Raw genomic sequence first — 17,455 nt, 5'->3', positions numbered from 1 at the left:
TCGGTCGGGCGCGCCGCGCGCGGCGGCGCATCGGTCTTACGCGTGCGCTTCGGCCGCGTCGTCCTGTTTGTGCAACGTGCCGGGTGCCGCATGGCGGCTCGCCTTGCGCGGCAGGCCGAGGTGGTCGCGCAGCGTGCTGCCCGGCAGGTCGCGGCTGTAGCGGCCGCGCGCCTCGAGTACGGGAATCACGAGCTCGACGAAGTCATCGACGCCCTGGGCCTGCACCGGGAAGCCGAGGATGAAGCCGTCGCCGGCACCGGCGTCGTGCCAGCGGATCAGCTCGTCGGCGACGTGCTCGGCCGTGCCGATGAAGTTCGGGCGCGGTGTCGCGACGGCGAGCGCCGTCTCGCGCAGCGTGAGGTTCTTGCGCTTCGCGTCGGCCTTGATCCGGTCGGTGGTCGAGCGAAAGCTGTTGCGGCCGACGTCGCCGAGTTCGGGGAACGGCGCGTCGAGCGCGTACTGCGTGAAATCGTGATGATCGAAATAGCGGCCGAGATACGCGAGCGCCTCGTCGATCGTCAGCAGGTCGCGGATCGCCTGGTATTTGTCTTCGGCTTCGGCGGCCGTGCGGCCGACGATCGGCCCGACGCCCGGGAAGATCTTCACGTCGCCGGGCTGCCGCCCGTGCCCGACCGCGCTTTGCTTCACGCGCCGCGTGAACGCGGCCGTTTCGTCGAGCGACGGCGAATGCGTGAACACGGCATCCGCATACTTGCCCGCGAGCCCGATGCCCGTGTCGGACGAGCCGGCTTGGAAAATCACCGGCTGCCCCTGCGGCGAGCGCTGGATGTTCAGCGGGCCGGCAACCTGGAAGAAGCGGCCGTGATGGTCGAGCGTATGGAGCTTGTCGCGATCGAAGAAGCGTCCGGTCGCGCGATCGCGCACGAACGCGTCGTCGTCCCAGCTGTCCCACAGCCCCTGCACGACGTCGAGGTATTCGTCGGCGATCTCGTAGCGCAGTTCATGGTCGGGATGCGCCTTGCCGAAATTCTTCGCGGTGCCTTCGAGCGGCGTCGTCACGACGTTCCAGCCCGCCCGTCCGCCGCTGATCGCGTCGAGCGACGCGAGCTGGCGCGCGACCGTGAACGGCTCGCTGTACGACGTCGAGATCGTGCCGGCGAGCCCGATCTTCCTGGTCGCGACCGCGAGCGCCGACAGCACGGTCAGCGGCTCGAAGCGGTTCAGGAAGTGCGGGATCGACTTCTCGTTGATGTAGAGGCCGTCCGCGACGAACGCGAACGCGATGCCGGCGGCTTCCGCCTTGCGCGCGATGCCGATCGCGAAGTCGAGGTTGATGCTTGCGTCCGGCGGGTTGCTCGGATGCCGCCACGCGTTCATGTGGCTGCCTGCGCCTTGCAGCATCAGGCCGAAGGGAATCGATCGTCGGGTCGTCATGGGAGCGTCACGCGTTCTGGTCGGGGGAAAGGGAAGGTTCGGCTGACAGGGCCGCCTGCACGGGCGTGATCGACTGCGCGCCGCCGAGCCATTCGGCCGACGCGAGCCGCGCCGCGTAATCGGTCACCGGCGAGTCGATCACGAACGCGTCGACGTCGAGCCGCCGGCTCAGCGAGTCGAGCGCGCGGTGCACGCGCTCCGGCGTATCGGCCAGCACGGTCGGTCGCAGCTCGTCGATCCGGTAGTCGGATGCGCCGCTTTGCCGCGCGAATTCGGCGGCGGCCTGCGCGCTCGCGAGGTTGAAGCTCTGGCCGCCGGCGAACCGCAGCCTGAAGATCTTCAGTGGCCCGATCAGTTGCTCGGCCTCGTCGCGGGTCGGTGCGGCGACTGCGAACAGCGCGACGAGCGCTCGCGTGCCGCCCGCGTCGCGGTATGCGGCCAGCGAGCGTTCGAGGTTCGCGTCGTCGCCGTTGAAGTGCCCCGCGTAGCAGAAACGCCAGCCGTGGCGCGCGGCGAGCGCGCCGCTGTCGGGCGAGCCGCCGAGCAGGATGCGTTCGGGCGCGTGCGGCGGCACCGGCATCGCGACCGCGCCGGCGAGCGGATGATCTTCGGCGACGCCCCAGCCGAGGAATGCGTCGAGCGCCGCGAGCTGGCCCGCGAAGTCGGGCTTCGTCGCCTTGTCGTGAAACCACTGGAGCGCGCGCGTGGTCAGCGGCAGCCCGCCGGGCGCCTTGCCGATGCCGAGGTCGACGCGGCCCGGCCCGAGCGCGGCGAGCAGCTTGAACGTTTCGGCGACCTTGAACGGGCTGTAGTGCTGCAGCATCACGCCGCCCGAGCCGACGCGAATGCGCGACGTATGCGCGAGCAGGTGCGCGACGACGATCTCGGGCGCGGAACTCGCGAAGCCCGGCGTGCCGTGATGTTCGGCGACCCAGAAGCGCGCGTAGCCGAGCTGTTCGGCGCGCCGTGCGAGGGTCGTCGTGAAGCGCAGCGCATCGGCGGCGGTCGCGCCGTCGGCGATCGGACTCTTGTCCAGCAACGAAAGCGAATAAGACATGGTGTTCGGCGTTCCTGCGCAAGGCGTGGAAGGGGCGACGCTCAGCTCTTCGGCAAGCCCGGCGGATTCGTGCGCGACTGGTCGATCGCTTCCGATGCGAGGTTCCAGCGCTCGAGGATCTGCTGGTAGCGGCCGCTCTTGATCAGCCCGTTCAGCGCGACGGTCAGCGGATCGGCGAGCCCGCTGCCGCGGCGCGTCGCGATCGCGATGTCGGCCGTGCGCGGCCAGCCGCCGCTGATCGCGCCGACGAGCCGCGTCTTGCCTTGCTGCGCGCTCTGGTACGCGAGCACCGAGTTCACGCTGAACACGGCATCCGCGCGGCCCGACTGCACGGCGACGATCCGCATCGCCTGGTCGTCGTAGTACTGGACCTGCACGGGCTTCAGGCCGTGCGCGACGTTCTCGCGGTCCCACGCGAGCAGGATCTTTTCCTGGTTGGTGCCGGCGTCGGTCACGATGCGCAGCCCCGCGACGTCCTTCGGTTCGCGGATCGACTGGATCTTGCTGTCGTTGCGCACGTAGAAGCCGACCTGGTCCTTGCGGTAGGTCGAGAAATCGAACTTCTGCTTGCGCTCCTCGGTGACGGTGACGTTCGAGATCACCGCGTCGACCTTCCCCGATTCGAGCGCGAGCGGCCAGTCGGCCCACGCGAGCGGGACGATCTTCAGCTTGCGGCCGAGGCTGTCGGACACGAGCTGGCCGACGTCCGCGTCGAAGCCGATCACCGTGCGCGCGTCGGTCGCATACGAGCTGATCGGCGGCAGGCTCGGCGCGACGCCGATCGTCAGCGTGCCGGCTTCGGCGAACTTGAACGACGCGGGCACCGCGCGCTCGACGGCCGCGTCGGCCGAGCCTCGCGGGCGGCCTCGCTGCTCGGGGCTCAGGTCGAAGGTCGCGGCGGCCGCGGCGATCGCGGTCACGCCGATCAGCGCGGCGGCCAGCGTGCGGAGCGCACGCGGCGTGAAGGGGATGGCTCGTTGCATGGATGCGTCCTGTTGTTGTCGTGTCTTGGGGAACGGAGTCGGATGAGGCGGCCGGTTCAGCGCGGCAGCACGGCTTCGGGCAGCGGTGCCCACAGGTCGGCGAGCGTCGACCTGCGCGACGGATCGGCGAGATCCTTGCCGAAGCGCAGGTGGAAGTACGCTTCCGGGTCGATCGACGAATCGAACAGCCGCGTATAGCCGGTGCGGTCGTACAGCGCCCACGCTTCGGGCTGGCGAAAACCGGTGGTCAGGTACACGCGTCGATAGCCCTGCTGCGCGGCACGCAGTTCGAGGGCGTCGACGATCAGGCGTGCGAGCCCCTGGCGGCGCAGGTTCGCGCGGGTCCAGATGCGTTTGAGTTCGGCGGTCTGCGCGTCGTAGCGCTTGAACGCGCCGCCGCCGATCGTCTCGCCGTCGCGCAGCAGCAGCACGAACGCGCCTTCGGGCGGTGAGAACAGCTCGGCCGGGTAGCGCGCGAGCTCGTCGCGTGCGGACGCGCGGCTGTCGGGGCGGTACGCGTCGTAGCGCGTCGCGTATTCGTCGATCAGCGCGTCGATCAGCGGCTGGGCGCGGATGTCGAGCGGCGTCGTGTCGATGATGCGGTCGTTCGTGGCCATGGGCACCGCGAGAGGCGTGCGATGCGGACGGTCCTGGCGGGGGCGGGGCACACGGCCCGTCCGGTCTGTTCCGTTATCGCGACGCGGTTGTCGTGATGGCGGCGGCCGCCGGGGATCCTGCGAGACATCCGGCGTGCCGCCGCCGTTTGGAACACGTTAGCGGTGCGGACGGCAAAGGCGAACGAAGCAATTTCGATAAGGATTTCGCGGGGGAGGTCAGAAGGCTTGCAGGGGGAGTGGGGTGGTGATGAGGAAGGTGCGCATGCGTCGAATTTCCTGTTCGATGCATGCGCAATGCCGAACGGAGTGTCAGGCCGCGCGCACTTCGGCAAGCAGATCGGGATGGCGATCCAGAATCTTGAGCAACTTCACAAGGGCAAGCGGCGGGTTCGTCTTGCCGGTTTCGTAGCGCGAGAACGCATTGACGCCACCGCCGAATAGCTCGGCCGCCTCGCGTTGATCCAGCATCAACTTCTTGCGGACCTTCGCGATGAACCTCGGGTCGACCATGGTCGAATTCACTTGCTTGTTGAACTCGCCTATCGCGTCACCGAGGCGGGTTGCCTCGTCGATATCAAGCACAGACTCGCCGCAAGCCGGACAGAAGTCGCCGGTTACATCGCGAACGACCGTCGAGCGGCCCTTGTACGTGTAAGGCATGTCTCGGGTATCACGGACCAGCTTCGCGGCACCGCACGCAGGGCACTTCATTTTCATCGCTCCTTGAACGACACGATCAATACGTCGTCTACCACGGTCAGTTTCAGATACACGTCACCGTTCATTGTGCGACGCCGATAGACGTCCTGCCAGATCGTGTGGTCGGCGTAGGTCGTCATGCTCTTGTAGAAATCAGCGGTGTCCAGCGACATCACGACACCGATCGCCTCCCTTTCCGTGAAACCCAGTTGCCGGGCACCGAACACCGCACTCGTGGTCAATCGGACGTTGCCGATTTCGATGAGTGCCTTGACCCGGGACAGCTTGCAATGAGGCGTGCTCTTTTCCATCTGCGATCATAACCAAAAGGGTTAATTTGTCAAGTTGGTTAATGGCGCACGCGTACCGTCCGCCATTACCGGCAGACAGCACGGAAAGGAGAGGGATCCGGATTTGGCCTATTGGCCGATGACACGCGGCGGCGTCGACGCCTCCGCCAGCTGAAACAGGCAATCGCCGCGCCGCACCTGCGCGGGCACGCGCTTGCATACCACTTCGCCGTCGCCCTTGAAGCGATGCAGCACCGGTTCGCGCAGCGGCGTATCGGGGAAGTGCACCCACGCGGCCGGTTGCCCGGCCTTCACCTGGTCGCCGAGTTCGACGAGCGGTTCATACAGCCCGCGTTCGTACGCATAGACGAAGTGGCGATCGCCGTCGACGCGCAGGAAGCGCGTGACGGTCGGCGGCGCGTCGGGCACGAGCGCGCCGCGCAGCAGGCCGATATGGCCGAGGTAGTGCAGCAGCCCGTGGCGGCCGAGCCGGATCAGCGACGGATCGGCCATCCCCGCACCGCCGAGCTCGGTGACGATCGAAATCGCGCCTTGCCGGCGCGCGGCCGATGCCGAATGCACCGGGTTCGGCGCATGCAGCAGCGCGTTCGGCAACCCGAAGGCCACGAGCAGCCCGTTGAGCTTCGCGGCCTCGTCGTCGTCGAGCGGGTCGATCGCGAGCATGTTGCCGCCCTGGTACAGCAGCGAGCTGCCGCCGGAATGCAGGTCGACCAGATACTGCGCGCGCGACAGCAGCGCATGCTCGATGTAGTGCGCGATCATCTGCGTCGGCGTGCCGGTCGGGTCGCCGGGGAAGCTGCGGTTCAGGTTGCCCTCGTCGAGCGGCGACACGCGCAGGCCCGCATCGGCCGCGGGGAAATTCGCCATCGGCAGCAGGATCAGTTGCCCGCTGACCATCTCCGGGCCGATCTCGCGCATCAACTGCGACACGATGATCTGGCCTTCGTATTCGTCGCCGTGGTTGCCGGCCATCACGAGTGCGACCGGACCGTCGCCGTTGCGGATCGATGCGATCGGGATCGGCAGCCAGCCGTATGCGGAGCGATGCACGGAATGCGGCAGGCGCAGGTAGCCCGCATGCTTGCCTTGCGCATCGAGATCGATTTCGCAGTGGATGGGATTTCGGTGTGCGGAGGAGGCGGTCATGGCGGCATCGTTCGACGAACGGGAATCCGCCATCTTATCGGGAAACGCCCGCCGCGCGGCGGGCGCGGTGCCGGCGATGCCGAACACCGTCCACCAGCCTGCGCGCTAACGCGTGGCATGCGCAGCCGGAGCAGCCGCGCGATGTTGCAGCGCTGATACGCACGCCCGTACGGGCGCGCCGCGTGGCGCGTCAGCCCCTTGCCGCGACAGGGCCGGCGCGCGTGATCGCGTCAACGACCCGATGTTTCAGCTTCGATACGGCCTTCTTCCCAGAGCGCCCAGAAACGGCTGCCGGCACGATACGGATTCGCGCGTCGCGCCGCGTGATCGGTGACGCCCTGGCGAAATGCGCCGTACAGCGTCAGCGGCGGGTTGTCGACGCACGCGGCTTCACGTGCGGCTGGCGTGCGGCGCTCGGAAACGAGCCGCCGGATCAGCGAGGCGCCGTCGATCACGTCCAGTTGATCGATCGTTTCCGTGCGGCTGAGGACTTCGACGGTATTCATGTGTGGCCTCCCTGAACATCCTGTTTCCCAGTCAAGGAGCAATAAGAGTGCCAGCCGTGAAGTACCGCGCACCGCTGCGATCGTGCGGGCTTTTGCGGCGATCGTGACGCGCGGCGCGGGCCGATGTTACGGAACACGTCACGTGACACGGGCGGGGCGAGGCGAAACACATGCGCGCACGCGTCGGACCACGCAAAGCGTTTCCGGAATGAAACGCGAACACCGAAGGGCAGGCAGGGAAGCGCGGCGGCGGCCGGCGGAAACAGGCGTGCGTGCGGTCAGCTCGCGGTCACGGGCGTCACGCGGCTGCTTCCGGCCGAATAGAAACGGTAGATTCCCTTGCCGGACGACTTCGCGTCGTACAGCGCGCTGTCGGCCTGGCGGATGAGTTCGTCCGGGGAGCCGTGCCCGTCGTCCAGCGCGATGCCGATGCTGATCCCGAAGCTGACGGTTTCGCCGATCGACAGCGTATACGGCGCCGAGATCTGCCGGATGATCCGCGCGGCGAGGAGCGAGCATGCGTGCATCGTGGTCGTGTCGAGCGCGACGACGAACTCGTCGCCGCCGATCCGCGCCGCGAGCTCGCCGGGCGGCAGCGTCTTGCCGAGCCGCTCGGCGACCTGCATGAGCACTTCATCGCCGGCCTGGTGGCCGAACCGGTCGTTGATCGCCTTGAAGCCGTCGAGGTCGAGATACATGACGGCGAGCGCGGCGCCCGGCAGCCGCGGCCGATGCGCGAGCATGCGCTTGAGTTCGGCATGCAGTTCGTGGCGGTTCGGCAATCCCGTCAGCGCGTCGTGCCGCGCGAGGTGCCGGATGTGCTGCTCGGTGCGGCGGCGCGCGGTGACGTCCTCGACGATGATCACCGCGTTGCCGTCCGGTACGCGATGGCGTGTCAGTTCGAGCTGGCGGCCGTCGGCAAGCGCGATGTCGAGTGGGTCCGGTTCGTCATGGTTCAGCCAGACGTCGCATTGCACGGCGAGGCCTGCACCGTCGGGGTCGGTGACCGTATTCGCGCCGAGCGCCGCGATGACGTCGGGCAGCGGCGCGTCCAGCATGATCTCGCGCGGCGAGCCGAACAGTTGCGCGGTGCGACGGTTCGCGACGATCACGCGGCTCTCGCCGTCGATCATGCACAGGCCGTGCGGCATGTAGGTGAGGGCGGCGTCGAAGCGTGCGACGAGCTCGGCGTTGCGCTGGCGTGCGGCGATCAGCGCGACCAGCACGCGGTAATGACGCTGGACGACCGTGCGCATGGCGGCAAGATAGATCGCAAGTGGCGGCAGCAGCAGCCATGCGCCCGGCCTGTTGGCCAGTATCGCCCCGAGGCCGATCGGCACGACGCCGAGCGTGACCTGCGTCATCGCGAGCCTGGGCAGCGCCGAGTTGCGCGACGCGATTCCGCCGAACACGCCGCCGGCGACCATCACCGACAACGTGCCGAGCTCGGGGTCGGACGAGTCCACGCAACCCATGACGCCGAGACCGAGCACGTAGCATGCGAGGAGCGACACGGGTGCGTAACGCAGCGCCCAGTACTCGGCGCGATCGTCGCCGGCGTCGCGGCGCACCGCATACGCGCGTGCGATCGCGAGCCGCGCGGCGAGCAGGCCGACGTCGACGACGAGCCACACGAAACACCACAGTTGCTGAAGCCGGATCAGCGCGATCGCCGCGACGAACGCGCTGGCGAGGCCGGACAGTGCCATCGGGCGCACGTCCTCGAACAGCGTGACGAGCATCGACGGGCGCAGCGCGGCCGTCACGCGGTGATTGCCGCTGGGGGGCGTGGCGAGAACGGCGTTCAGGAGGCGTGCCTTGACTGCCATGGCTATTTTGACCTCGACACGATGCGATTCATCACCGGCCGCCCCGCATGGCACGTGGCGGGATGACCGGCGAGCCGGATGCGCACGACATTACCATGAAACATCGGCCGCCCGCGACCGGGCGCCGCGGCCCGTCCGAATCCCGTCATAAGAAATCCAGTAAGTATTTCATGTGAGAAATACTATAGGCGATATATCCAAAACAATGCCAGAATGCGCGCCGCTTCGAACGCCGCGACACCCGATCGCCGTCCGGGCGGCATCAGGAGGTTCCCCCCACATGAAAAACCACGGCCTGTCACGGCGGGGTTTTCTGAAAGCCAGCGTGCTGGCGGGCGTCGCGGTCTACGTCGCGCCCATCGGCAGCCGCGCGTTCGCGGCGCTCTTCGAAGAAAAACGCCTCACCCCGGTCAAATGGGATAGCGTCACCGGCATTCCCCAGTTCCGCATCGACGGCATCGCGAAGGTCACGGGCGCGAAAGTGTTCGCCCGCGACGTGCGCGCGGCCGACATGCCGCACTGGCCGCAGCAGCAGTCGCACGCGCTGATCCTGCGCGTCACGCAGGCCGACCGCACGTACGAAGGCTTCGACCTGTCGCTGCTCGGCGACGAACTGAAGCCGGACCGCGTCGTCACGGCCGACGACCTCGCGCGCGACGGCGTCGCGTTCCCGGCGTTCTACGGCGACGACATGCTGTTGCCCGCCGGCAAGACGCCCGCGTATCTCGGCCATGCGGTCGCGATCCTCATCTACCACGACTTCGCGCGCTTTCGCTTCGCGAAGAACGCGCTCAAGTTCCGCGACGACGTGATCCGCTACGGCGCGGTCACGGGCCCGCTCGAGCGCGATCCGTGGGGCACGTTCCGTTACGTACGCGTGGGCGGCAAGACGGCTTATGACGACGATGTCTACTCGAGCCTGAAGGATGCGCCGATCTTCCCGAGCATGATGCGCAAGCACCTGCCGGTCTGGCCGGACGGCCGGGAGCACGGCAGGCTCGACGAGCAGGGGATGTTCCTGGCCGGCCGGATCGCCGCCGAACTCGATCATCCGCCGGCCGGCTGGCTCGTGTTCGAGCGCGAGTACAACACGCAGTCGGTCGATACCGCCGCGCTCGAACCCGACAACGCGAACGGCTGGTACGACGCCGCGACGCAGTCGCTGCACCTCGTCGTGCCGACCCAGTCGCCGCTTGAGGTGGCGGAGAACGCGGCCGCGATGGTCGCGAAATGCCGCTTCCCGGTGAAGAAGCTGTTCGTGCATCCGTGCTACACGGTCGGCTACGGCTCGAAGGATCACTGCAACGTGCCGTTCTACGGGCTCGTCTGCGCGCTGTACGCGGACGGCCGTCCGGTGCGGTTCGCGAACGACCGCTACGAGCAGTTCCAGACGTCGCTGAAGCGTCACGCGTTCAGGATGCGTTACCGGATCGCGGTCGATCGCGACACGGGCCTCCTGCAGTCGTTCAAGGGCGACTTCGAGGCGAACGGCGGCGGGCGCTCGAACTTCTCGCCGTCGGTGGCGATGGTCGGCGCGACGGCCGCGCAATCGATCTACTACTTCCCGAAGAGCGACCTCGCGGCGGTCGCGATCGCGTCGCGCGCGATCGACGCCGGCTCGGCCCGCGGCTACGGCACGCTGCAGAGCATGGCCGCGACCGAGATGGCCGTCGACGAGATCGCCGCGCAACTGAACCTCGACCCGATCGAGTTCCGCCTGCGCAACGCGTTGCGTTCGGGCATGAAGAACACGCAGGGCGCGATTCCCGCCGGCGCGCTGCGCGTCGAGGAAGTGCTGGAGCGCGCGCGGCAGCATCCGCTGTGGACGCGTCGTGCGGCGCGCAAGGCCGAATTCGAGGCATCGAACCCGGGCAAGCGCTACGGCGTCGGCTTCGCGTGCGTGCAGAAGGATTTCGGCACGGGTGCCGAGGCATCGTTCGCGAAGGTCGAATTCGACGAGAACGGCCGGGTGTCGCTGCATCACACGGCCGCCGAGATCGGCACCGGGATGTCGACGTCGCAGGCCGTCGCGGTCGCGAAGTGGCTCGGCCGCCCGGCGACCGACGTGCGCGTCGCGCTGACCGAATGGCCGGACCTGCCGGTCGAGACGAGCGGCGATCCGTATCTGATGTCGCAGGCCGACCAGGATCGCCTGAGCGCGAATCCGCGCTGGTCGCCGGGCTATGCGTCGCCGTCGAGCGCGACGAACTCCGCGTACTACTTCACGCACAGCACGCGCGAAGCCGCGCGCGCGGTGTTCCGCTACGGGCTGTGGCCGGCCGCGATGTCGATCTGGACGCGCGGTCTCGGCGGCGGCCAGGCCGCGCCGTACGCGATCCGCATCGAGGACGCGCGCTGGGTCGACGGCAGGCTGACCGCCGACGGCCTCGAGCCGCTGACGTTCGAGCAGCTCGCGAAGCAGGCGCATGCGCTCGGCCTGCCGACCGGCGCCGTCGTGCACGTGTTCAACCGCTGGCAATGGACCGACGCCGAGTTCGAAGTGGGCGGCGCGGTCGATCGCCTGCCGATCGACGGGCTGTCGCTGCGCGTCGGCGCGCCGAAGACCGGCGACAACGGGCCGATGCCGGGCACCGCCGCGCCGGCCGGCGCGACCGCGATGCGCGGCACGCTGGCACCGACCGCGAACGGCTATCGCGTGCTGGACCGCAAGCGCGTGTTCATCCCGCCGACGAGCCGTAACAACGCGGCCGTCACGTACTACACGGCGGTCGGCACGCTCGTCGAGCTGGCCGTGCACGAAGCGACCGGCAAGGTCGAGCTGCTCACGCACCACTCGATCATGGAGTGCGGTAACCAGATCTCGCCGCAGCTCGTGTCGGGCCAGCTGCAGGGCGGCCTCGCGATGGGCATCGGCCACGCGCTGCACGAGTATCTGCCTCTCTACGAAGACGGCCCTGGCAACGGCACGTGGAACTTCAACCGGTATCAGCTGCCGCGCGCGACCGATGTCGCCGTGTGGTCGCAGACGGGCGACATCCTGCCGCCGCTGTCCGAGACCGATCCGCCGAAGGGTGTCGCCGAAGTGGTGATGATTCCCGTGGTCGGCGCGATCGTGAACGGCATCGCGCACGCGATCGGCCATCGTTTCACCGATTTGCCGGTGACACCGCAAAAGATTCAGGAGGTGCTCGCATGACGACCGCCCAAACCGCGGCTTCGGCCGCGAGTGCCAGCGCGGCTGCGACCGGCGCGTCCGCGCCGAACGCGGCGTCGGCCGCCCCGGCATCCGCACCGGCTGCGCCGGCCGCCGTCGCGCGCCCGCTCGTCCGCTTCCAGCAGAAACCGCTGTCGGTGAACATCAACGGCAAGTCCGTCGGTCCGATGCCGGTGCCCGAGGGGCTGATGATGATCGAGTTCCTGCACGAGTACGCGGGCCTCACCGGTTCGCGGCTCGGCTGCGGGCAGGGCATCTGCCACGCATGCGTCGTGATCGTCGACAAGCCGGACGGCACGAGCGAGGAAATGCGCACCTGCATCACCGGCGCGCATTTCTTCCACGGCCGTTCGATCCGCACGATCGAGGGCCACGCGAAGCGCAACGACGCGGGCGAAGTGGTCGAACTGTCGCCGATCCAGCAGAAGTTCCTCGAGCACTTCAGCTTCCAGTGCGGCTACTGCACGCCGGGTTTCGTCAACGCGGCGACGGTGCTGATCGAGCGCCTGAAGCGCGAGCCGATTGCGAAGGCCGACGTCGAGCGCACCATCACCGACGCGCTGAACGCGCACATCTGCCGCTGCACGGGTTACGTCCGCTACTACGAAGCCGTGAAGGACGTGATCCTGACGACGCCGGGACTCGTGAAGGACGCCGCATGAAACGCATATTCGCCCATCGTGCCGCGCGGGCCGCAGGCTTGCCCGCACTCGCGGCCGCCTGCGCGCTGCTGCTCGCCGCCTGCGGCGGCCAGGACGCGCCGGTAGCGAGCGCGGCTGCCGGCGCGCCCGGTGCCGACCCGGTCGCGCGCGGCCGTTATCTCGTGAAGGCCGCGGACTGCGCGGCGTGCCACACCGCGAAGGACGGCGCACCGTTCGCCGGCGGTGCGCCGCTCGAATCGCCGTTCGGCACGTTCTACGGCTCGAACATCACGCCCGACAGGGATCACGGGATCGGCAGCTGGAGCGCGGACGACTTCTACGCGGCGCTGCACGACGGCAAGGCGCCTGGCAAGCGCCTGTATCCGTCGATGCCGTATACGTCGTACCGGCAGCTCACGCGCGCCGATGCCGACGCGATGTACGCGTACCTGAAGACCGTGAAGCCGGTCGCGCAGGAAAACCGCGCGCACGAACTCAAGTTCCCGTACAACCTGCGCTTCGGCATGGTGTTCTGGGACATGGTGTTCCTGAAGGACAGCCTGCCCGACGCGTCGACCGGCCAGTCCGCCGACTGGCAGCGCGGCCGCTACCTGGCGGGCGCGCTCGGCCACTGCGCGGAATGCCACACGCCGCGAGCGTTCACCGGCCAGCTCGACGGCGCGAAGCCGTTCGCGGGCGCCGCGCTCGGCCGCGTGGCCGCGCCGGACATCACGCCGGCCGGCCTCGCCGCGCGCGGCTGGACGGGCACCGACCTGCAGACGTTCTTCGGCGTCGGCATCGCGCCGCAAGGCTCCGCGTTCGGCGAAATGTATCCGGTCGTGCACCTGAGCACGCAATACATGACGAAGGACGACCTGCGCGCGCTGTCCGTGTACCTGCTCGGCGATAGGCCGCCCGCGCCGCAGCCGGTGAAGCCGGTGTCGGCCGACGCCGCGCAGCTCGCGGCCGGCCGCTCGGTGTACCTGGCGGTGTGCGCGGGCTGTCACGGCCTCGACGGCGAAGGCAAGCCGCACGTGGCGGTGCCGATGAACGGCAATTCGACGCTGCGTCAGGGCGACTCGCGCAACCTGCTGGTCGCGATGCTCGACGGCATCGACGAGCAGAAGTTTGCCGGCGTCGAAAACCTGCAGCCGATGCCGGGTTTCGCGCACACGCTGAGCGACGACGAACTCGCGCAGCTCGCGAACTACCTGCGCGCGACGTGGGGCGGCCAGCCCGCGAACGTCACGCCGGCCGACGTGACGGCCATGCGTCGATAACGCGTGCGGTGGAGCGGGGCGTCGCGCACGACGCGGCCGGCTTCCGGCTGCGCTCGCGCACGATGCCCCGCCCGAACCTGTCCGGCGGCGCTTCAGTAGCCGCCGCCCCCTCCGCCACCGCCCCCTCCGCTGCCGCCCGCGCCGCCATACCGGCTCATGCCGGATCCTTGCGATACGCCGCCGCCCGACGACGTACATCCCGCTGACAGCACCAGCATCAGCGCCGCGAGCAGTGCCGCGGCCAGTCTTGTCGATTTCATTTCACACTCCTTTCGCTGCGCGGCAGCGCGGTTCGCGTGAACCGGCGAGCGCGCGATGACGAAACGTTCGAGGTGGGCGGCTTATTCCATGTTTTTGCGTATCGGCCCGGGTCGGCGTGCGTCGCATGTGGGTGCCGGATCGGCTGCCCGACACTGCGGCTTGGTACACTCCGGCTCGCCGCCATTCCGATTCCGACGACAAGAACCATGCACACCACGCTCGAGCGCCCACCGCGCCAATCGTCGCGCCTGTCCAATCCCGTCGTGCTCGGCTGCGTGTCGTTTACCTTGGGCGCGCCGCTGGTCGCGGCGCTCGTGTGGCCGGCCGTGATGCTGGTTGCATGGTCCGTGATCAACGGCCCGCAGTGGGACACGCTGAAACTCTGCGCAAGCATGGTGCTGATGATCCTTGGCGCGTCGTTCGTGTTCGGCTATGTCCTGCCGGCGACGCTCGCGGGCGGCATCATGGGCGCGATCGGCACGCGCATCGGGCGGCGCTGGTTCGTGCTGCTGGGCATGATCGTCGGCACCGGTCTGATGGTCGGTTATGTGCTGCTGCAATCCCATCTGCTGAACGACGACGAAATCGGCGGGATCAACGTGATCGCGATACTCGATTCGATCGTGACGTCGGCCGTGATGTCGCGCTGGCTGCATCGACGGCTCGAACGCGCGCGTTCGAATTGAAGCGGGGCGCCGGCGACCGGTGCGTGACGTCCGGGATGAGGGTGCGCATGAACCGGACGCGCCGGGTCGTACGGCAACGCACAGCCGGGGCGAGTGGTGCCCCGGCGATTCGCTGTATGGCGGGTGCGGGTGATGCGTGGCCGGAATGCCGCCGTCGCGGCGGCATCCGGTCAACGATAGACGAGATCGGCGCGGCGGTTCTGCGCCCACGAATCCTCGTCGTGACCGAGCGCGACCGGCTTTTCCTTGCCGAGGCTCACCGCTTCGAGTTGCGAGGCCTGAACGCCCAGCGTTTCGAGCCCGCTCATCACGGCTTGCGACCGGCGTTGGCCGAGCGCGAGGTTGTATTCGGACGTGCCGCGCTCGTCGGTGTTGCCCTGGATCAGCACGCGGCGCGACGGGTGGCTGCGCAGGTAGTCGGCGTGCGCCTGCAGCAGTGACTGGTATTCGGGCTTCACCGAGTACTGGTCGAAATCGAAATAGACGCTGCGCTTCGCAAGCGGGCTGTTCGGATTGTCGAGATCGTCGGCCGCCACCGTGGCGACCGCCTCGCTCGAGGGCGCCGGTGCCATCCCGGCATTCTCGGGTGTTTTCGCCGCGTGGTGGCAACCCGCCAGCAGGGCGAAGACCGCCATGACCGCAAATCGGTTTGTTTTGCTCATTGTGCGTCTCCTGCGGTTGACTGCGTGGAATACGTCGCGGGTGCGAACCGGCACGTCACGAACCGGCGGAGACGGCACGAAAGTGGTGCAGGCTCCCGTGCGCAATTCGATGCGCTTTCGTAAGCCGGCGATGTGCCCCATGAAAGATTGTCTCGGCCGGACCGCCGAATCACGGCGCCACTGCAACCAGATTAGGAAAAATGTCACTGCGTGACCAGTTTCTCCGATTATTTCGCGCGAAAACGACGCAGGACGCCTTCTTGCTTGCGCAAACGCCGCGGGATGCGCAGCGATGCGTGACGCGCGATTTTCCCGCGGGCGCGTCGCGCGCCGCCGTGTCGTCAGAACTTGTGCCGCAATCCGAGCGCGACCACCACCTGGTTGCTGCTGGCTGAAGGCGTCATTGTCCAGACGGTCGCGTTGAACGCGGGATTGCCGTTGCCGCCGCTCACGCTTTGATAGACGGCTTCGAGATAGGCGTCCGTGCGTTTCGAGAACGCATAGCCGGCCTGCGTGACCACGTGGTTCCACTTCGGGCGCGTCTGGCCCGTGCGCGTGTCGAAACGGCCCATCGTATACGTATATGCGGCGGACAGGCTGAACGCCGGCGTGACGAAGTAGCGGCCGTCGACCGTGAAGTTGTCGAAGACGAGCGATTCGCCCTTCAACGGCGTGATGCCGCTGCCCTGCAGCACGCCGCTCACGCCGTCGGTGGCCGAGTGCGACCACGCGGCGCCGACCGAGTGCGGGCCGAACGCATAGCGGCCGGCCACGGCCCAGATCTGCTGGTTGCCGCCGGTGATCGTCGCCGAGCCGTCGACCGTGCTCAGTGCGCCGTCCGGGTTCGGCGCGTGGCGGTCGCGGCTGATCTTCAGGTAACCGGCGCCGAGCTTCAGCGGTCCGTTCGCATACCCGAGTCCCGCGCTCCACACGGCGTTGTTCGAGAACGCGCCGGCCGTGTTCGAGAACCCGTACAGCGCGCCGAACGTCAGCCCGCGATACGTCGGGCTCGTGTACTTCACCGCATGATTGATGCGCAGGTTGCGGTTCGAGTCGTCGTTGTCGTACGGGTGGACCGCGAGGTTGCCGCCCCAGCCGGGGCCCGACGCGCCGAGCGGCGTCACGAAATCGAGGATCAGGTCGTACTGGCGGCCGAACGTGAGCGTGCCGGCCGTGCGCGAACTCACGCCGACCCACGCCTGACGGCCGAACATGTCGACGCCTTTCTGCGACAGCTTGCCGGTCGTGCCCGAGAAGCCGTTTTCGAGCGTGAAGACCGCCGCCATCCCGCCGCCGAGATCCTCGCGGCCGCGCAGCCCCCAGCGCGATGCGTTCAATGCGCCGCTCGTCAGCGCGACGCTGCCGCTGCCCGGCGAACCGGCGCCGTGCGTACGCTGGCTGGTCGAGTAGGTAACCGACGTGTCGATCAGGCCGTACAGCGTCACGTTGCTCTGCGCGTGCGCGACGCACGGAACGAAGCCGGCCACGCAGGCGGCCATCACGGCCGGCTTGAGTGCGACGGTGCGGCGGCCGCGACGGACGGCATGCGGCGCGGCAGCGCGCGCGCCGGCGCGCTGGCCCGGTTGGTAGGAATGCATAGGATTTTTTATCGTTGGTCTCCGGCTCGATCGCCGGTGGGGCGCGTCGGCGCGCGGGCCGACGGATCGAGCGGCCATTATTGGAGATCGTGCGACCGTCGATTAAGGCGCTGCACAGGAAAGGTCCTCTGCGAAATCGCGTGGAATCGCGGCCTCGCGCCGCAGCCCGGGTACGGCGAACGTACGGAACACCTGCACGGATGCGCGTGTTTGCTGGCAGACGTCGTGGAAGTCGAGCGGCTGGCCGCTCACGCGCGGATTGTCGCGTGGCACGTGTGCGGGCGCCGCGCCGGTGTCGACGAGGGCACGCAGGAGCGATGCCACAGGGCCGGGCCGATTCAGCGGGAGCGTCGGCACGCTCGACAGCATGCGACGGAGCTCGTCGGGGTGGTCGTGCATCGCGCGGATCGCGGGTTGCCGATTGAACACGGCCTGTATTTATGACGCGCACCGGCGCAACCGGCAAATTTTGCCGCTGAAGGCAATCGCGGCCGGCGGCACGTTCGTAGCATGCGTCTCCCCGCGCCGCCGCAACCCGGTCGACGACTACGTAATGCGCGACTTTTTCACGCGCGAGCGTTCGGCACAATGGACCATTGCGCGTGGCCC

17 protein-coding genes are annotated in these 17,455 nt (G+C 68.2%); 4 read left to right on the top strand and 13 right to left on the bottom strand.

The window, feature by feature from the left end; genetic code table 11:
- Nucleotides 1-36: 36 nt before the first annotated feature.
- The 9 genes from DIE22_RS19275 to DIE22_RS19235 form a co-directional block, all read right to left on the bottom strand.
- Nucleotides 37-1,395, bottom strand: coding sequence for an LLM class flavin-dependent oxidoreductase (locus DIE22_RS19275; RefSeq protein ID WP_124605893.1), 1,359 nt, complete (start codon nucleotides 1,393-1,395; stop codon nucleotides 37-39).
- 7 nt (nucleotides 1,396-1,402) lie between these two features.
- Nucleotides 1,403-2,452 (bottom strand): LLM class flavin-dependent oxidoreductase, encoded by a 1,050-nt coding sequence (locus DIE22_RS19270; RefSeq protein ID WP_124605892.1) that lies wholly within the window; start codon nucleotides 2,450-2,452, stop codon nucleotides 1,403-1,405.
- 41 nt (nucleotides 2,453-2,493) lie between these two features.
- Nucleotides 2,494-3,435, bottom strand: a complete 942-nt coding sequence (locus tag DIE22_RS19265) for an ABC transporter substrate-binding protein (protein WP_124496056.1) — start codon at nucleotides 3,433-3,435, stop codon at nucleotides 2,494-2,496.
- A gap of 56 nt (nucleotides 3,436-3,491) precedes the next feature.
- Nucleotides 3,492-4,052, bottom strand: coding sequence for a GNAT family N-acetyltransferase (locus tag DIE22_RS19260; protein WP_124605891.1), 561 nt, complete (start codon nucleotides 4,050-4,052; stop codon nucleotides 3,492-3,494).
- A gap of 309 nt (nucleotides 4,053-4,361) precedes the next feature.
- A complete protein-coding gene (locus tag DIE22_RS19255; protein WP_124605890.1) occupies nucleotides 4,362-4,763 on the bottom strand; it encodes a type II toxin-antitoxin system MqsA family antitoxin in 402 nt (133 codons plus the stop codon).
- Between the two features lie 2 nt (nucleotides 4,764-4,765).
- Nucleotides 4,766-5,062: a type II toxin-antitoxin system MqsR family toxin gene (locus DIE22_RS19250; protein ID WP_124605889.1), complete on the bottom strand. Its 297-nt coding sequence runs from the start codon at nucleotides 5,060-5,062 to the stop codon at nucleotides 4,766-4,768.
- A 108-nt stretch (nucleotides 5,063-5,170) separates the two neighbouring features.
- A complete protein-coding gene (locus DIE22_RS19245) occupies nucleotides 5,171-6,208 on the bottom strand; it encodes a succinylglutamate desuccinylase/aspartoacylase family protein (protein WP_124496048.1) in 1,038 nt (345 codons plus the stop codon).
- 230 nt (nucleotides 6,209-6,438) lie between these two features.
- Nucleotides 6,439-6,714 (bottom strand): hypothetical protein, encoded by a 276-nt coding sequence (locus DIE22_RS19240; RefSeq protein WP_124496046.1) that lies wholly within the window; start codon nucleotides 6,712-6,714, stop codon nucleotides 6,439-6,441.
- A gap of 278 nt (nucleotides 6,715-6,992) precedes the next feature.
- Nucleotides 6,993-8,543, bottom strand: a complete 1,551-nt coding sequence (locus DIE22_RS19235) for a sensor domain-containing diguanylate cyclase (RefSeq protein ID WP_124496044.1) — start codon at nucleotides 8,541-8,543, stop codon at nucleotides 6,993-6,995.
- A 280-nt stretch (nucleotides 8,544-8,823) separates the two neighbouring features.
- Here DIE22_RS19235 and DIE22_RS19230 point away from each other — a divergent pair, with 280 nt between their 5' ends.
- Genes DIE22_RS19230 through DIE22_RS19220 form a run of 3 tightly spaced genes read left to right on the top strand, consistent with a single transcriptional unit; the run spans nucleotide 8,824 to nucleotide 13,639 of the window.
- Nucleotides 8,824-11,700 (top strand): xanthine dehydrogenase family protein molybdopterin-binding subunit, encoded by a 2,877-nt coding sequence (locus DIE22_RS19230; RefSeq protein WP_124605888.1) that lies wholly within the window; start codon nucleotides 8,824-8,826, stop codon nucleotides 11,698-11,700.
- Complete coding sequence (locus tag DIE22_RS19225) at nucleotides 11,697-12,380, top strand: (2Fe-2S)-binding protein (RefSeq protein WP_124496041.1); 684 nt, start codon at nucleotides 11,697-11,699, stop codon at nucleotides 12,378-12,380. Before DIE22_RS19230 ends, DIE22_RS19225 begins: the two co-directional genes overlap by 4 nt.
- A complete protein-coding gene (locus DIE22_RS19220; RefSeq protein ID WP_124605887.1) occupies nucleotides 12,377-13,639 on the top strand; it encodes a cytochrome c in 1,263 nt (420 codons plus the stop codon). The genes DIE22_RS19225 and DIE22_RS19220 overlap by 4 nt, the downstream gene beginning before the upstream one ends.
- Before the next feature lie 92 nt (nucleotides 13,640-13,731).
- On the opposite strand, the gene DIE22_RS38275 is transcribed toward DIE22_RS19220, so the two are convergent.
- A complete protein-coding gene (locus DIE22_RS38275) occupies nucleotides 13,732-13,899 on the bottom strand; it encodes a hypothetical protein (protein WP_185640651.1) in 168 nt (55 codons plus the stop codon).
- A gap of 207 nt (nucleotides 13,900-14,106) precedes the next feature.
- Here DIE22_RS38275 and DIE22_RS19215 point away from each other — a divergent pair, with 207 nt between their 5' ends.
- Nucleotides 14,107-14,586, top strand: a complete 480-nt coding sequence (locus DIE22_RS19215; RefSeq protein ID WP_124496037.1) for a hypothetical protein — start codon at nucleotides 14,107-14,109, stop codon at nucleotides 14,584-14,586.
- Nucleotides 14,587-14,756: 170 nt separating this feature from the next.
- On the opposite strand, the gene pal is transcribed toward DIE22_RS19215, so the two are convergent.
- From pal to DIE22_RS38270, 3 genes are all read right to left on the bottom strand, one after another.
- Complete coding sequence (gene pal / locus DIE22_RS19210; RefSeq protein WP_124496441.1) at nucleotides 14,757-15,248, bottom strand: peptidoglycan-associated lipoprotein Pal; 492 nt, start codon at nucleotides 15,246-15,248, stop codon at nucleotides 14,757-14,759.
- Nucleotides 15,249-15,589: 341 nt separating this feature from the next.
- On the bottom strand, nucleotides 15,590-16,846 hold the full coding sequence (locus tag DIE22_RS19205; protein ID WP_124496035.1) for a porin: 1,257 nt from the start codon (nucleotides 16,844-16,846) through the stop codon (nucleotides 15,590-15,592).
- Between the two features lie 102 nt (nucleotides 16,847-16,948).
- Complete coding sequence (locus DIE22_RS38270) at nucleotides 16,949-17,215, bottom strand: hypothetical protein (protein WP_185640650.1); 267 nt, start codon at nucleotides 17,213-17,215, stop codon at nucleotides 16,949-16,951.
- Nucleotides 17,216-17,455 lie beyond the last annotated feature (240 nt).

The sequence above is a fragment of the Burkholderia sp. Bp9142 genome (assembly GCF_003853415.1).
Lineage (GTDB): Bacteria > Pseudomonadota > Gammaproteobacteria > Burkholderiales > Burkholderiaceae > Burkholderia.
This window is presented reverse-complemented; position numbering and strand designations above follow the sequence as displayed.

Coding starts and splice junctions, on each gene's coding strand:
- DIE22_RS19215 (WP_124496037.1), top strand. CDS start 14,107: ATGCACACCACGCTCGAGCGCCCACCGCGCCAATCGTCGCGCCTGTCC.
- DIE22_RS19205 (WP_124496035.1), bottom strand. CDS start 16,846: ATGCATTCCTACCAACCGGGCCAGCGCGCCGGCGCGCGCGCTGCCGCG.
- DIE22_RS19270 (WP_124605892.1), bottom strand. CDS start 2,452: ATGTCTTATTCGCTTTCGTTGCTGGACAAGAGTCCGATCGCCGACGGC.
- DIE22_RS19275 (WP_124605893.1), bottom strand. CDS start 1,395: ATGACGACCCGACGATCGATTCCCTTCGGCCTGATGCTGCAAGGCGCA.
- DIE22_RS38270 (WP_185640650.1), bottom strand. CDS start 17,215: ATGCTGTCGAGCGTGCCGACGCTCCCGCTGAATCGGCCCGGCCCTGTG.
- DIE22_RS19255 (WP_124605890.1), bottom strand. CDS start 4,763: ATGAAGTGCCCTGCGTGCGGTGCCGCGAAGCTGGTCCGTGATACCCGA.
- DIE22_RS19250 (WP_124605889.1), bottom strand. CDS start 5,062: ATGGAAAAGAGCACGCCTCATTGCAAGCTGTCCCGGGTCAAGGCACTC.
- DIE22_RS19240 (WP_124496046.1), bottom strand. CDS start 6,714: ATGAATACCGTCGAAGTCCTCAGCCGCACGGAAACGATCGATCAACTG.
- DIE22_RS19245 (WP_124496048.1), bottom strand. CDS start 6,208: ATGACCGCCTCCTCCGCACACCGAAATCCCATCCACTGCGAAATCGAT.
- DIE22_RS38275 (WP_185640651.1), bottom strand. CDS start 13,899: ATGAAATCGACAAGACTGGCCGCGGCACTGCTCGCGGCGCTGATGCTG.
- DIE22_RS19230 (WP_124605888.1), top strand. CDS start 8,824: ATGAAAAACCACGGCCTGTCACGGCGGGGTTTTCTGAAAGCCAGCGTG.
- DIE22_RS19235 (WP_124496044.1), bottom strand. CDS start 8,543: ATGGCAGTCAAGGCACGCCTCCTGAACGCCGTTCTCGCCACGCCCCCC.
- DIE22_RS19265 (WP_124496056.1), bottom strand. CDS start 3,435: ATGCAACGAGCCATCCCCTTCACGCCGCGTGCGCTCCGCACGCTGGCC.
- DIE22_RS19260 (WP_124605891.1), bottom strand. CDS start 4,052: ATGGCCACGAACGACCGCATCATCGACACGACGCCGCTCGACATCCGC.
- pal (WP_124496441.1), bottom strand. CDS start 15,248: ATGAGCAAAACAAACCGATTTGCGGTCATGGCGGTCTTCGCCCTGCTG.
- DIE22_RS19220 (WP_124605887.1), top strand. CDS start 12,377: ATGAAACGCATATTCGCCCATCGTGCCGCGCGGGCCGCAGGCTTGCCC.
- DIE22_RS19225 (WP_124496041.1), top strand. CDS start 11,697: ATGACGACCGCCCAAACCGCGGCTTCGGCCGCGAGTGCCAGCGCGGCT.